At 68.1% G+C, this 14292-nt stretch carries 10 protein-coding genes and 2 riboswitches; of the genes, 7 read left to right on the top strand and 3 right to left on the bottom strand.

Annotated elements, in window-relative coordinates:
• Positions 1-41 precede the first annotated feature (41 nt).
• Entirely contained in the window at positions 42-497 is a 456-nt protein-coding gene (locus tag BW39_RS24500; protein ID WP_016446324.1) for an Lrp/AsnC family transcriptional regulator, read from the bottom strand.
• A gap of 367 nt (positions 498-864) precedes the next feature.
• On the opposite strand from BW39_RS24500, the gene BW39_RS24495 reads away from it, so the two are divergent.
• Entirely contained in the window at positions 865-2586 is a 1722-nt protein-coding gene (locus BW39_RS24495; protein WP_442854802.1) for a sensor histidine kinase, read from the top strand.
• Positions 2587-2637: 51 nt separating this feature from the next.
• Here BW39_RS24495 and BW39_RS24490 read toward each other — a convergent pair whose 3' ends face one another.
• Positions 2638-3129, bottom strand: a complete 492-nt coding sequence (locus tag BW39_RS24490) for a DMT family transporter (RefSeq protein WP_043824715.1) — start codon at positions 3127-3129, stop codon at positions 2638-2640.
• A 98-nt stretch (positions 3130-3227) separates the two neighbouring features.
• On the opposite strand from BW39_RS24490, the gene BW39_RS24485 reads away from it, so the two are divergent.
• Positions 3228-4157, top strand: coding sequence for a LysR family transcriptional regulator (locus BW39_RS24485; RefSeq protein ID WP_043824713.1), 930 nt, complete (start codon positions 3228-3230; stop codon positions 4155-4157).
• 15 nt (positions 4158-4172) lie between these two features.
• On the opposite strand, the gene BW39_RS24480 is transcribed toward BW39_RS24485, so the two are convergent.
• Positions 4173-5777, bottom strand: coding sequence for a fatty acid--CoA ligase (locus tag BW39_RS24480; RefSeq protein WP_043824718.1), 1605 nt, complete (start codon positions 5775-5777; stop codon positions 4173-4175).
• Positions 5778-5946: 169 nt separating this feature from the next.
• Positions 5947-6058, top strand: a riboswitch (glycine riboswitch).
• Between the two features lie 15 nt (positions 6059-6073).
• Positions 6074-6192: riboswitch (glycine riboswitch) on the top strand.
• Positions 6193-6251: 59 nt separating this feature from the next.
• Between BW39_RS24480 and gcvT the strand changes: the two genes are divergently transcribed.
• The 5 genes from gcvT (at position 6252) to BW39_RS24455 (ending at position 13955) form a co-directional block, all read left to right on the top strand.
• On the top strand, positions 6252-7385 hold the full coding sequence (gene gcvT, locus BW39_RS24475) for a glycine cleavage system aminomethyltransferase GcvT (protein ID WP_043824711.1): 1134 nt from the start codon (positions 6252-6254) through the stop codon (positions 7383-7385).
• 133 nt (positions 7386-7518) lie between these two features.
• Positions 7519-7893, top strand: a complete 375-nt coding sequence (gene gcvH, locus BW39_RS24470; protein ID WP_012206130.1) for a glycine cleavage system protein GcvH — start codon at positions 7519-7521, stop codon at positions 7891-7893.
• A 71-nt stretch (positions 7894-7964) separates the two neighbouring features.
• Positions 7965-10856: an aminomethyl-transferring glycine dehydrogenase gene (gene gcvP / locus BW39_RS24465; RefSeq protein ID WP_043824710.1), complete on the top strand. Its 2892-nt coding sequence runs from the start codon at positions 7965-7967 to the stop codon at positions 10854-10856.
• 154 nt (positions 10857-11010) lie between these two features.
• Complete coding sequence (locus BW39_RS24460; RefSeq protein ID WP_043824706.1) at positions 11011-13230, top strand: PAS domain-containing hybrid sensor histidine kinase/response regulator; 2220 nt, start codon at positions 11011-11013, stop codon at positions 13228-13230.
• An 89-nt stretch (positions 13231-13319) separates the two neighbouring features.
• Positions 13320-13955: an RluA family pseudouridine synthase gene (locus tag BW39_RS24455; protein ID WP_152547312.1), complete on the top strand. Its 636-nt coding sequence runs from the start codon at positions 13320-13322 to the stop codon at positions 13953-13955.
• Positions 13956-14292 lie beyond the last annotated feature (337 nt).

Below are 14292 nucleotides of genomic sequence, written 5' to 3'. Positions count from 1 at the left end.
GTAGGGGGCGGGCGGCGGCGCCTGGCCAGAGGGCATGGACTTCAGACCCCCAGCGGCAGGTCGGCCTTCTTCAACGTGCGCAGCACAAAGCTGGACTGGCTGTGGCGTATGCCCTTGATCTTGTAGAGCTTCTCGCGCAGCAGGCGCTCGTAGTCACGCGTGTCCTTGACGACGACGCGCAGCAGGTAGTCGTACTCGCCCGAGACCAGATGCGCCTCCACCACCTCGGGAATGGTCGCCAGCATCTCGCCGAATTTCTCCAGCGTGTTGTCCGAGTGGCTGTCCAGCGTGACCTGCACCAGCACCGTATCGCCCAGGCCCAGCGCCAGCGGGTTCAGGCGCACGGTATAGCCCTCGATCACCCCCGCCTCTTCCAGCTTCTTGATGCGTGCCCAGCAGGGCGAGGCGCTCAGGCCCACGGCGGCGCCGATTTCCTGCAGGCTGGCGCGCGCGTTGGCCTGCAGGGCGGAAAGAATCTTTCTGTCGAGGGTATCCATAGCCGGCAATCTACTGCAAAACAGGCAGGCGCAGAATAATTTTCTGTAGCAACGCCTGTTTTGAAGAAATAAAGCAGCATTTTCTGAGACCAGACGCGCACACTTGTCTGCATGGGAGCACGCTTACCGGCGCAGCAAAACCATTCACCCAGCCCCGCCGACTACCGCCAGCGCCCGGATGCGTGATCCAGACCAGGAGCCCGTTACAGGCCGCCCCGCTTATCCGCAGCGGGGCGGCCTGTTGCATTGGGGCACCTGGCAGACGGCAGACAGCGCTTTCCCGCAATGGCCGCCGGTGCACAATGGCCCCCCGCAAGCCTGCACGGCGGACATATACGGGCGCACGCCACATCAACCAATCGGACCCTTGATCCACACGCAAGACAACCCCACCGAAGGCCGCCGAAGGCACTGGCAAACGGGTGCTGCAGCGCAATGGCTGGTGCAGGTCCTGGTGCAGGCCATGGCAGCCGCAGCGCTTCTGGCACTGCTCACCCGCTTGCTGCCCAACCCACAGGCCGCCCAGGGCATTGCGGTGTTTCCCGGCAGAAGCATGGCGCCGGCCGCCATGCTTCTGTACGCGTACATGGGCTCGGCCCTGGCCATCACGCTGATGAGCCTGATCCTGTGGTGCTGGCTCAGGGAAAGGCTCTACATTCTTTGCGCCGCGCTCCTGGCAGCCGGCTTTGCCTACGCTGCTTTCCGTTACCGGCCCGAAGGCCTGTGGCTGCCCGGCGCCGACCAGCCCCAGCATGCGCTGTCCATCGCCTACTGCAGCTTCTGTGTGGTGGCGACGGTGTTTTTCAGCCAATTGTTCGAGTTCCGTCGCCATTGGATCTGGGCTGCGCACCTCTTCAGCGTGGTGGCCTGGCTGAATGCCATCGCACTGGGCCTGGCACTGTTGGGTGGCTATCCGCAGATCTCGCGTGCCGTGGTGTTCACGGCCCTGGTGTCCACATCGTTCGGTGCGGTCTTCGTGCTGTACCTGCTGGTGGTCCGAAGGCAGTGGCAATACCTGCCGGGCGCGCTGGCGTTTGCGGTGCCTTCGGCCCTGGGCATCCTGAACCTGCTGAGAACCCAGGGCCTGCTGCCGGATGTTGCGCTGCCATCGGCACAGATGCTGTGGTTTGCCGGGCGTGTTTCCGAGGCCATCCTGCTGGGAATGGCGGTGACCAACCGCACGCGGGTGGCGGAGCGCGCCCTGCGCAGTGAGCGGATGCAGGCCCTGTCACGCGCCCAGGCGGCCGAGCGCGAGCTGGAATCCAAGGTCCTGCAGCGCACCGCACAACTGCAAACGGCCCAGCAGGCCTTGCAGACCGCCTTGCACAGCGAGCGGGAGATGCGGCTGGAGCAGCGCCAGTTCTTCAACATGATCAACCACGAGTTCCGCACTCCGCTCACCATCGTGGACGGCGCCGCGACTGAGCTGCAGACGTTCCCGACGACGGATGCGGACTCCCTCATCGAGCAGGCGTCGCAGATACGCAGGGCTTCGCGCCGGCTGATGACCCTGGTGGACACCTGCCTGATCAACGACCGGCTGGACGCGGGCGCGTTCCGGCTGCAACTGGAGCAGACGCCATTGGATGAACTCCTGGAGGAGTCTGCAGAGCTCGTCGGCTGGTCCCGGCGGCATCGCCTGAAACTGGATCTGGAACACGGCCCGCAGCAATGGCAATGCGACCCTGTCCTGGTGCGCATCGCCATCTCCAACCTTGTCGGCAACGCCATCAAATATGCCAAGGCGGGTGATATCACCCTGGCCGCGCGCTGCGATGCGTCCGGTGACCTGCTGATTTCCGTCAGCGACCAGGGACCGGGCCTTGCGCCCGAAGCGGCAGGACAGGTTTTCGAGCCCTATGAACGCGCAAGCGCCACCCGGCACCTCAACGGGCATGGTCTGGGCCTGTCCGTGGTGAGGCGCATCGCCAGGCTGCACGCAGGCGACGCGTTCTTCCAGCCGGCTGCCGGAGGCGGGGCCTGCTTTGTCATCCGGCTGGGCCGGTTCCTGCCCGGCACGGCAGATGCCCGCCAGGAACGTCCACCAGCGGCAAGGCCCGCCGCCGTGCCGCCGGGCATGCCCGCCTGACGCGGGCAAGGCCGGGGCCTTCGCCGCTGAAGCAGGGCGTGCTCGCGGCGCTCATGGGGCCGCCGCTGCACGGGCCGTCCCGCCCTGCACCACCAGCAGCACGCCACCCAGGATCAAGGCCACGCCGGCCAGGCGCGTCGCATTGACCGGCCGTGCGCCCAGGCCCATCAGGCCGAAGTGGTCCACCAGCACCGAGACCACGATCTGCCCCGCCACCACGCAGACCAGAAAACCGCCCGCGCCCAGCTTGGGTGTCACGGCCGCCGCACTGGCCACATAGATGGCACCCAGCACGCCGCCTATCCATAGCCACCACGGCCCCGCGACTGCCTGCGCCACCGCGGGAGTGGGCGCGCGCATGGCCCAGAGCGCGGGCACGACGACCATCACGCTCACGGCCAGCGAAGTCAGCGCGCCCCACAGCGGATGGCCCAGCACCCGCCCGACCATGGCGTTGCTCGCCGCCTGGAACGGCAGGATGGCGCCAGCCAGCAGTGCCATGCCCACGGGGGCCATGGCCAAAATCGTGTTCCGTCCTGTCATGCAAAGCATCCTTTTCCTGTTCGTGAATCCATGCCTGCATGCTCTCGCATCCGCTGGATGAATGAAAATCGTTTGTGTGCACGGTCTATATTCATGACATGGATGAACTGCGCCGGATCGACCTCAACCTGCTGCTGGCCCTGCACGCCCTGCTGGCCGAAAAACATGTGACGCGCGCGGCCCTGCGCCTGCACAAGAGCCAGCCGGCCATGAGCCATTCGCTGGCGCAGCTGCGCGAGCATCTGGGCGACCCGTTGCTGGTGCGGCGCGGTGGCCGCATGGCGCTGACGGCACGCGCGCAAGGCCTGGTGCAACCGCTGGCGGATGCGCTGGGCAGCCTCAACGGCTTGCTGGCACAGGCGGAGTTCGACCCGGCCCACGCACGCGGACGGCTGCGGCTGGCGCTGTCGGACTACGCATCGCGCATCGTGCTACCGCCGCTGATGCGGCATCTGCGCCAGCACGCACCCGGGCTGGACCTGGCCATCAGCCAGTCCACGCGCGAGGTGATGCTGGCCCAACTGGCCGATGGCGAACTGGACCTGGCCCTGGGGCCCTTCCCCGACGCACCCGACCTGCCCGAAGGCATCGAGGTGCAGGATCTGTTCCAGGAGCAGTTCGTGAGCGTGGCCGACCAGGCCGTGCTGCCGGCGCGCGGCGGGCTGTCACTGCAGGACTGGCTGCAGCGCCCGCACGTCATGCTGGCCATGCGGCCCGACGCCAGCGAGGAGATCGAACGGGCGCTTGCCGCCCAAGGCCTGAGCCGCCGCGTGGTGCTGGCCCTGCCCCACTGGAGCGCGGCGCTGGAGGTGCTGGCAGGCACCGACCTCGTGCTGACCGTGGGCAGCCGCGCCATTGGCGACCTGCGCCGCCACAAAACGCTGCGCCGTTTCGCTCCGCCGCTGGAGCTGCCCCGGTTTGCCTACCAGCAGGCCTGGCATGTGCGCAAGCAGGGGGATGCCATGCATCGGTGGCTGCGCAACTCGATGGCGCAGTGCTGTGCTGCGCCTGGGCAAACACAGAAGTAAGCGCAGGCCGTAGCCTCAGGCCGCCACCACCACCCTCAGCAACTGCTTCTGTATCTTCCCGCTGGCCGTCTTGGGCAGGGCCTCGCGGAAGTGGTAGCGGCGCGGGCGCTTGTAGGCGGCCAGGCGGTCGCCGTGGACCAGGAAGGCGTCCAGCGCCTCGGCCGTGGGCGTGGCGCCAGGCTTGGCGACCACGTGGGCGGCGACGATCTGGCCCCAGCGCTCGTCGGCCTCGCCGATGACGGCAACTTCGAGCACATCGGCATGCTCGACCAGCGCGTCTTCCACTTCGCGCGGATAGACGTTCTCGGCACCCGAATTGATCATGTAGTCGATGCGGTCGCGGATCCAGAGGTAGCCGTCGTCGTCGATGTGGCCCAGGTCGCCCGTGTGGTACCAGCCGTGCGCCAGGGCGCGGGTGTTGGCGTCGGGGCGGTTGAGGTAGCCGGCCATCATGCAGGGGCCGCGCACGAGGATCTCGCCCACCTCGCCGGGCAGGCAGGCCTCGGCCGGATCGGTGGGGGCGTTGTCTTCGCGCAGGCGGGCCACGATGAGGTCATGGCCCATGGAGGGCAGCCCGGCCGAGCCCGCGTGCGAGAGTTGCTCGCGCGGCAGGAGGATGGACATGCAGGGCCCCATCTCGGTGGTGCCGTAGACCTGGACCAAGTCGCTGCCGACCTTGCGTGTCCATTCGCGGATCAGGTGCGGCGCCATGGAGGCGCCGCCGTACTCCACCAGCCGCAGCGCGGGCGCCTGTTCGGGCGAGGCAATGGGGTCGGCCAGCAGCATGGTGACCATGGTGGGCGCCGCGAAGAAGAAGCTCACGCGCTCTTCGCGGATCAGGCGCCAGGCCTCGGTCACGTCAAAGCGGCGCAGCAGCACCTGGGTGGCCCCGGCCTGCAGGCGCGGCAAAAAGCTGGTGTGCAGCTCGGCCGTGTGGTTGAGCGGCGCCATGGCCAGGCCCACGTCGTCGCGCGTGAACTGCATGGTCTGGTGCATGAGGGCGTTGTGCGCCAGCTTGCTGCGGTGCGTATGCAGCACGCCCTTGGGCCGGCCCGTGGTGCCGCTGGTGTACATGAGGATGCAGGGGTCGCTCTCGCGCACATGGGCCTGGGGCGGCGCGCTGCTGCGGCCCCTGGCCAGGGCGGACAGGCGCTGCGTGGCCCAGACCGGCAGCGGGTCTGCCGGGGCATCGTCGGCAAAGATCCAGTGCTCGATGCCTGCGCCAGTGCCGCCGCCTTCGGCCTTGAGCAGGGCCTGGGCGCGTGCGGCCACCTCGCCGCCCTCGTGCTCGAACACCAGGGCGCGCGCAGCACCGTCCTTGAGGATGAAGGCCAGCTCCTGCGCCGCCAGCCGGTAGTTGATGGGGTTGAAGATGGCGCCCAGGCGCGCGGCCGCCAGCATGGTGAAGACAAAGGCCGGCGTGTTGTAGAGAAAGGCCGCGACCACGTCGCCATGGCCTATGCCCAGCTCGGCCAGGCCGTGGGCGTGGCGGTTGACTTCGGCATCGAGCTGGGCGTAGGTCCAGGCGCGGCGCTCGCCGCCCTCCCAAGCCACCAGGGCTTCCTTGTTCGGCAGGTAACGTGCCGGCCAGGCCAATGTGTCTCCCAGCGTCTGCTGCATGTGCGCTTCTTCCTTCTCGCTCACGAGATTTAATATATCGATGCATCTCAATGTAGGAGATTTTTTAGACAGTTATGCAATTTGCAAATGCATCCATGCAGGCAAGCGCATGGAGCTGCAGTCGGCCCGCGGAAATCCCGAAGCCGCGCGGGCGCTGGCCGCAGCTAGAATGCGCCGGTCAGGAGAGAGTGCCCGCCCGGCCGCAATGGTCACAGGCAGCGGCACCGCCGAAGGCGCAGGGTTCGTCCCGAACGCTCAGGCAAAAGGACTGGCACCGCCTGCCGCCACGGCCGCAGGCGTTCCTAGCTGGAGAGAGATGCAGGGCACGGCGGTGTGCCCCATCCACCGAAGGAGCAAGCCCCACGCATGGAAGGTGCGGGTGAATCTCTCAGGTAAAGCGGACAGCAGGGCAGGACATCCCGGGATTCCGGGATGGCGTTGTGCCTTGCCCCTTGCCGAAAAGAGAGTCCCTCCTTGACCGCCGCCTCCACCACCGATCTGCTCAAGACCCCGCTGTTCGACCTGCACCAGGAACTGGGCGCGCGCATGGTGCCGTTTGCCGGCTACTCCATGCCCGTGCAATACCCGCAGGGGCTGATGGCCGAGCATCTGCACACGCGCGAGGCGGCAGGCCTGTTCGATGTCTCGCACATGGGCCAGATCAGCCTGCGCGGCCCGGATGCCGGCGCGGCGCTGGAATCGCTGCTGCCCATGGACGTGCTGGGCCTGGGCGAACACCGCCAGCGCTACGGCCTGCTGCTCAATGAGGCGGGCGGCATTCTGGACGACCTGATGTTCGTGCGCCGCGAGGACGACCTGTTCCTGATCGTCAACGGCGCCTGCAAGCACGAAGACCTGGCGCACATAGAGGCCCGCATCGGCCAGCGCTGCGAAATCGAGCCCCAGTTCGACCGGGGCCTGCTGGCGCTGCAGGGCCCGCAGGCAGCCGCCGCCATGGAGCGCCTGCTGCCCGACACGGCCGGGCTGGTGTTCATGACGGGCGGCCACTTCGACTGGGAAGGCGCCGAGCTGTACATCACGCGCAGCGGCTATACCGGCGAGGACGGCTTCGAGATCTCCTTGCCCGCCAGCCACGCCGAGGCCTTTGCCCGTGCCCTGCTGGCCCAGCCCGAAGTCAGGCCCGTGGGCCTGGGCGCGCGCAATTCGCTGCGCCTGGAAGCCGGCCTGTGCCTGTACGGCAACGATCTGGACACGACCACCACCCCGACCGAGGCCGCCCTGAACTGGGCCGTGCAGAAGGTCCGCCGCATTGGTGGCGAGCGCGAAGGCGGCTTTCCCGGCGCGGCCACCGTGCTGGCCCAGCTGCAGGCGCCCGAGCTGCTCACGCGCAAGCGCGTGGGCCTGGTGGCCCTGGAGCGCGTGCCCGTGCGCGAAGGCACGGAACTGCTGGATGCCAGCGGCCGCAAGGTCGGCCAGGTCACCAGCGGCCTGCTGTCGCCCACGCTGAACCAGCCCGTGGCACTGGCCTATGTGGAGCCGGGCAGCGCCGCCATAGGCACCACGCTGCAGGCCATGGTGCGCGGCAAGGCCGTGCCCATGCAGGTGCAGGCCACGCCCTTCGTGGCGCCCCGCTATCACCGCGGTTGAGGACAGCCTGCGCGCTTGGCGTGGATCGAGTTCGGCGGATTCGTTTTTCCTGCCATCGCATGCCGCTACAGTGCGCACTGACCTTTCTCAAACCGCCTTTCACAGGTTTTTTCAGTTTCTATCGGAGCAAGCCATGAGCATCCAGTATTCCAAGGACCACGAGTGGATCAACGCCGCCAACCCTGACGCGGCCATCGTCGGCATCACCCTCCACGCGCAGGATGCGCTGGGCGACGTGGTGTTCGTCGATCTGCCCGCCGTGGGCACCAGCTTCAACCAGGGCGATGTGGCCGGCGTGGTCGAGTCCGTCAAGGCCGCCGCCGATGTCTACATGCCCGTCAGCGGCGAGATCGTCGAAGTCAACGAAGCCCTGCGCGACGACCCCTCCCTGGCCAACAGCGACCCGCTGGGCGAAGGCTGGTTCTTCAAGGTCAAGCTCAGCGACGCAGGCCAGCTGGCCGCGCTGCTCGACGAAGCCGCCTACACGGCCTTCGCACAGAGCAACTGACGCCACTTTCCGGCCAGGACGGGCGCCAGGGCCCGCCCTGGCGCTTTTCAGCTTTTGAGACAGGTCCCTCCATGCTGATGTCCTCCACCCAGCCCCTTGCCGCCCTCGAGAACGCCACCGAATTCGTGGCCCGCCATATCGGCATTGCGCCCGAAAACGAGGCCCACATGCTCAGCGCCATTGGCGCGGCATCGCGCGATGCGCTGATCGACGCCATCGTCCCGCCCTCCATCCGGCGCCACCAGCCCATGGCGCTGCCGCCAGCGGCCACCGAGGCCCAGGCGCTGGCCGAACTCAAGGCGCTGGCAAGCCGCAACCAACTGCTCAAAAGCTTCATCGGACAGGGCTACTACGCCACGCACACGCCCGGCGTGATCCTGCGCAACATTCTGGAGAACCCGGCCTGGTACACGGCCTACACGCCCTACCAGGCCGAGATCTCGCAAGGCCGCATGGAGGCCCTGGTCAACTTCCAGACCATGGTCTGCGACCTGACGGCCATGCCGATTGCCAACGCCTCCATGCTGGACGAGGCCACGGCGGCCGCCGAGGCCATGACGCTGGCCAAGCGCTCCGTCAAAAGCAAGAGCAACCGTTTCGTGGTGGCCGGCGATGCCCACCCCCAGACCATCGAGGTCATCCAGACGCGCGCCGCGCCGCTGGGCATCGAGGTGCTGCTGGCCAACTCGCTGGAGGAATGGAACCAGCTGATGGAGGGCGACTACTTCGCCGTGCTGGCCCAGTACCCCGCCACCAGCGGCCGCATTGACGATCTGCGCGCCGACGTGGACAAGGCCCATGGCAAGCAGGCCGCCTTCATCGTGGCCACCGACCTGCTGGCGCTGACCCTGATCACGCCGCCCGGCGAATGGGGTGCCGACATCGTGGTGGGCACCACCCAGCGCTTTGGCATGCCCATGGGCGCGGGTGGCCCGCATGCCGCCTTCATGGCCTGCCGCGACGAGTTCAAGCGCTCCCTGCCCGGCCGCCTGGTCGGCGTGAGCGTGGACGTGCACGGCAAGCCCGCCTATCGCCTGGCACTGCAGACGCGCGAGCAGCACATCCGCCGCGAAAAGGCCACCTCCAACATCTGCACGGCCCAGGTGCTGCCCGCCGTCGTGGCCAGCATGTACGCCGTCTACCACGGCCCCGAGGGCCTGGAGCGCATCGCCCGCCGCGTGGCCTCGTACACGGCCATCCTGGCGCGCGGCCTGGCCGAGCTGGGCGCGCCGCTGCGCGAGGTGCCCAGCTTCGACACGCTGAGCCTGCACACGGGTGCGGCCACCCAGGCCATCGTGGAGCGTGCGGTGTCCATGGGCGCCAACCTGCGCGTGTATTTCAAGGAATACCTGTGCATCTCGCTGGACGAGACCACCACGCGCGCCGATGTCGAGCTGCTGTGGAAGATCTTCGCCCGGGACGGCCAGGCCCTGCCCAGCTTCGCCGCCTTCGAAAAGGGCGTGGAGCCGCTGATCCCTGACAGCCTGCGCCGCAGCAGCGATTTCCTCACGCACCCGGTGTTCAACACCCACCGCTCCGAGACCGCCATGCTGCGCTACATCCGCCAGCTGTCGGACAAGGACCTGGCGCTGGACCGCAGCATGATTCCGCTGGGCTCCTGCACCATGAAGCTCAACGCCACCAGCGAGATGATTCCCATCACCTGGCCCGAGTTCGCCCAGGTGCACCCCTTTGCCCCGGCCGACCAGCAGCAGGGCTATGCGGAACTGGACAAGCAGCTGCGCGACTGGCTGTGCCAGGCCACGGGCTACGCCGGCATCAGCCTGCAGCCCAATGCCGGCAGCCAGGGCGAGTACGCGGGCCTGCTGGCCATCAAGGGCTGGCATGCGAGCCGGGGCCAGTCGCACCGCAACGTCTGCCTGATTCCCAGCAGCGCCCACGGCACCAACCCCGCCAGCGCGCAGATGGTGGGCATGCAGGTGGTGGTCACCGCCTGCGATGCCAACGGCAACGTCGACATGGCTGACCTGGCGGCCAAGTGCGAACAGCACAGTGCCAACCTGGCCTGCATCATGATCACCTACCCCAGCACGCACGGCGTGTTCGAGACCCAGGTCAAGGAGCTGTGCAAGCTGGTGCATGACCACGGCGGGCGCGTCTACGTGGACGGCGCCAACATGAACGCCCTGGTGGGCCTGGCCGCGCCGGGCAGCTTCGGCGGCGATGTCAGCCACCTGAACCTGCACAAGACCTTCTGCATTCCGCACGGCGGCGGCGGCCCGGGCGTGGGCCCCGTCTGCGTGGTCGAGGACCTCGTCCCCTTCCTGCCCGGCCATGCCACGGCGGGCCTTGCGGGCGGCACGGGTGCGATCAGTGCCGCGCCGCTGGGCAATGCGGCCGTGCTGCCCATCAGCTGGATGTACATCCGCATGATGGGTGCCCAGGGCCTGACCCTGGCCACCGAGACCGCCATCCTCAGCGCCAACTACATCAGCGCCCGGCTGCGCGACCACTACCCCACGCTGTACGCGGGCGAGCACGGCCATGTGGCGCACGAGTGCATCCTGGACCTGCGCCAGTTCAAGGAAAGCACGGGCGTCATGGCCGAGGACGTGGCCAAGCGCCTGATCGACTACGGTTTTCACGCGCCCACGCTGTCCTTCCCCGTGCCCAACACGCTGATGGTGGAGCCCACCGAAAGCGAAAGCCTGTACGAGCTGGACCGCTTCGTGGACGCGATGATCGCCATCCGCGAGGAAATCCGCGCCATCGAGCAGGGCCGCCTGCCCCAGGACGACAACCCGCTCAAGAACGCGCCGCACACGGCCGAGACGCTGCTGGCCTCGGAATGGGCCCACCCCTACAGCCGCGAGGCCGCTGCCTACCCGGTGGCCGCCCTGCGCCAGTCCAAGTACTGGTGCCCGGTGGGCCGCGTGGACAACGTCTACGGCGACCGCAACCTGTACTGCAGCTGCATCCCCGTGGACGCTTACCTGAGCTGAAGCACCTGCCACCGAAAGGGGCGCTTGTGGCGCCCCGCCTGGCGCGCGTACACTGCGGCCCTGCCCGCGCCGGGCTCCGGTAATCTGCCGGACGCCGGGCGCGGGCCACCAGGATTTGTGCGGCATGTGCCGCTTTCCACAGCGCCAGCCCGCGATGAGCAGCCCAGACCATTCCGATCCGCCTCGCGACGACGAGCACCTGCCCCTGCATGCGCTGCTGGCGCCCGGCGCCGACCTGCCCCCCGTCGAACGCTTCCCCCTCTTCCAGCCCGAAGACGACCCGCTGCAGGCCCTGGTGGCCGAGCTGCGCAACTACCAGCGCGAACTGGAAATCCAGAACCGCGTGCTGGACTACAGCCAGGCCGTGGCCGAAAGCGCCTCCGAGCGCTTCGAGGCCCTGTTCGCCAGCATTCCCCTGCCCCTGCTGGTGGTGGACGAGCACGACATGGTGGTGCAGGCCAACGCCATGGCGCACAGCGCCTTCCAGCCCTCCGAGCATGACCGGCTGCTGGTGAACTTCGCGCCCTTCGTGCACCCGGACGACGCCGAGCGCGTGCGCGAGACCTTCTCCGCCGCACGCGAGCTGGGCCGCACCGAGGCCCACGAGGTCTGCTTCGAGATCACCGAGCAGCACCAGCTGCGCGCCGACCTGCACGTGGCCTGCATCGCCATCCCCCAGCAAAGCGGCCCGCCCATTGCCCAGTACCTGTGCGCCGTGGTGGACCAGGGCCCGCTGCTGGCCGAGCGCCTGGCGCTGCAGCAGCGCAACCACCAGCTGTTCCTGAGCGAGCGGCGGCTGGAATCGGTCATCAACTCGGCGCTGGACGCCATCATCTGCCTGGACTCGGACCAGCGCATCACCGTCTTCAATCCCACGGCCGCCGCCCTGTTCCTGTGCCCGCCGCACGACGCGCTGGGCAGTCCGCTGGAGCGTTTCCTGCCCGATGCGGCACAGGCCCTGTCCTTTGCACCGCTGACCACGCAGGCCGTGCTGGGCGAGATGACGGCGCGCACGGCCAGCGGCCGCGAGATTCCGGTCGAGGTCAGTGTCTCCTTCGAGCACCACAGCGGCGGCGAGACCACCACCGTGTTCGCGCGCGACCTCACCAGCCGCAAGAAGGCCGAGGCCCAGCGCAACGAACTGGAAGACCAGCTGCGCGAATCGCACAAGATGCAGGCCCTGGGCACCATGGCCGGCGGCATTGCGCACGACTTCAACAACATCGTGGGCGCCATCCTGGGCAACGTGGAGCTGGCCAAGGCCGACTGCGGCGGCAATGCCGCAGCCATCGAAAGCCTGCAGGAGATCGAAAAGGCCGGCCGCCGCGCGCGCGACCTGGTGCGCCAGATCCTGACCTTCAGCCGCAACGAGCCGCCCCAGCGCAAGCCCGTGCAGGCGCGCGAAGTCATGGGCGACACGGCGCGGCTGCTGCGCGTGACCCTGCCGCCCGCCGTGGAGCTGCAGGTGCATGTGCCGCCGCAGCTGCCCCCCATGCTGGCCGACGCCATGCAGGTGGAGCAGGCCCTGTTCAACCTGTGCACCAACGCCATGCACGCCCTGGGTGAGCGGCGCGGCCTGATCCAGATGGACGCCGACCTGGTGCGCCCCGACCAGCGCCTGTGCGAGCGCCTGGGCCTGCCGCCCGTCAGCTACGTGGCGCTGTCGGTGCAGGACAACGGCCCCGGCATGGATGCGCGCACGCTGCAGCGCATCTTCGAGCCCTTCTTCACCACCAAGCCCGTGGGCCAGGGAACGGGCCTGGGCCTGCCCGTCGTGCACGGCGTCATGCGCAACCACGGCGGCGCTGTGGACGTGTACAGCATTCCAGGACAAGGCAGCCGCTTCACGCTGTACTTTCCCCCGGCCGACGCCCTGGCGCCCGCCGAGTACGCACCTGCCCAGGCGCCCGTGGCCGAAACGCCGCCCAGCCTGCCCGAGCCGCTGGCAGCCGCAGAAACCCCGACCGGCCCGCAGTTCGCCCTGCTGCCCGACCCGCAGGCCGCACAGCAGCATGTGATGTACGTGGACGACGACCAGGCCCTGGTCTTCCTCGTGCAGCGCCTGCTGCGCCGTCGCGGCTACCAGGTCAGCGGCTTCACCGATCCGCACGAGGCCACCGAGGCGCTGCGCGCCGCCCCGCAGGACTACGACCTGCTGGTCACCGACTACAACATGCCCGGCTACAGCGGCATCGACCTGGTGTACGAGGCGCTGTCCATCCAGCCCCTGCTGCCCATTGCCCTGGCCTCGGGCTACATCACCGCCGAGATCGAGCAGGCCGCCATGGCCGCTGGCGCCCGGGCGCTGGTGCACAAGCCCAATGACGTGGAGGAGCTGTGCGCCACCGTGCACAGGCTCCTGAATGAACGGTGAGCGGCTTGAACACTGAAACGCCGCAGGAGTGCAGCGGTGCTGGTACTGCTGCCGATGCCGATGCAGATACCGATGCAGGTGTCTCCTGCCTGTACGAGGACGCCGAGCTGCTGGTGCTGGACAAGCCCTCCGGCCTGCTGTGCGTGCCCGGGCGCGGCCCCGACAAGCAGGACTGCCTGAGCGGCCGCGCCTTGCAGCGCTGGCCCGATGCGCTGGTCGTGCACCGGCTGGACCAGGCCACCTCGGGCCTGGTGGTCATGGCGCGCAGCCTGGCCAGCCAGCGCCTCCTGAGCGAAGCCTTTGCGCAGCGTCGCGTGCACAAGCGCTATGTGGCCGTGGTCGCCGGCCGCCCGGACGCCCAGCAGGCCGACGCCTGGCAAAGCATCGACCTGCCGATAGCCGCCGACTGGGAGCGGCGCCCCTTGCGCATCATCGACGCCCTGCAGGGCAAGCCCAGCCAGACCCTGTGGCGCGCCATGCCCGCAGCCACCGAAGGCCAGGGCACACCCACCACGCGGGTGCAGCTGCAGCCCGTGACAGGCCGCACCCACCAGTTGCGCGTGCACATGGCGGCGCTGGGCCATCCCATCCTGGGCGATGCGCTCTATGCCGATGCAGCCGTGCAGGCCCTGTCGCCGCGCCTGCTGCTGCATGCGCACCAGCTGGAGCTGGCCCATCCCCTGTCGGGCCAAACGCTGCGTTTCGAATCCGCCGTGCCGTTTTGATCCACCGCAGAAACACGCAAACCGGCGCCCCCTGGCGCGTTGCTGCAATGCAACATTCCGTGTACGTGTTTCCCCTTCTTGCAGTCGGTCATATTGGTTTCATGCAGCACCGTCTGGGTGCACCGTCGGCATCAGGCGTTTTCGTCGCCCAAAACCGGCGTTGACAAGCGGCCTGCGATGGCATCCAGCCCTTAGCGAAAAGCCTGCATGCGCGCCAGCCCCGGGATACCCTGTTGCCATTGGTAACCAGGAGATTAATCTGTGCTTCTTTGCGCGGATCGCCCCTACAGGAGCCACCGCGTTTTTCAGAACGCTTTACCCAAAGTTGAAGGAAGTA

Source organism: Delftia sp. RIT313, from assembly GCF_000632165.1.
Taxonomy (GTDB): Bacteria; Pseudomonadota; Gammaproteobacteria; order Burkholderiales; family Burkholderiaceae_C; genus Comamonas; species Comamonas acidovorans.
The sequence above is the reverse complement of the archived record's forward strand: the minus strand, read 5'-3'. Positions and strand labels throughout refer to the sequence as shown.